This is a genomic window from Pseudomonas sp. EA_65y_Pfl1_P113, from assembly GCF_963970525.1.
GTDB classification, from domain to species: Bacteria; Pseudomonadota; Gammaproteobacteria; order Pseudomonadales; family Pseudomonadaceae; genus Aquipseudomonas; species Aquipseudomonas tritici.
The window spans coordinates 1-436 of record NZ_CAXAQM010000660.1 but is presented as its reverse complement, the minus strand read 5'-3'; the positions used below and the strand labels follow the sequence as shown (position 1 = coordinate 436).

Sequence of the window (436 nt, the reverse complement as noted above, 5' to 3'; positions counted from 1 at the left end):
CGTCATCGCCGGCGGCGGTGGTCGGCGACGTGATGTCGTCGATCCATCCGATCAGTGCCACCGGGTCCATCGTGCGCGCCGCGACGTTGATCGACGCAAGCGAAGAGATGATCCCTTCCATCACCGAGACGATCTGCTCGACAGACACGCTCGACGATTCTGGGGTCGAGTAAGAAATTGCGACACGGTGGTTGCGGAGGCAGAATGGCGCGTCGGCCGATAACGAGTCCCAGACACCGTCCGTCAGAAAATCGACGCGGTGCTTGGCCATCCGTTCGTAGACGCCGCGGGCCGAATAGCGCGGCAGATACCATTTCGAGAGCCGCTCGCCGATGCGCGGTGACATCCACTGGTGGAACTGCAAACATCCCGGTGCTGGAATGCCCTCGGATAGGAACTGTGCCAGGATTTCGCCGGTGCGCTCGTCGGCTCCAAC

Annotated in this window: 1 protein-coding gene; it reads right to left on the bottom strand. The window is 62.2% G+C overall.

All coding sequences use genetic code 11. The annotated features are described in order from the left end of the window. On the bottom strand, positions 1 to 436 hold a 436-nt coding region (locus tag AACY52_RS31600; RefSeq protein WP_339561594.1), incomplete at both ends, for a TraC family protein.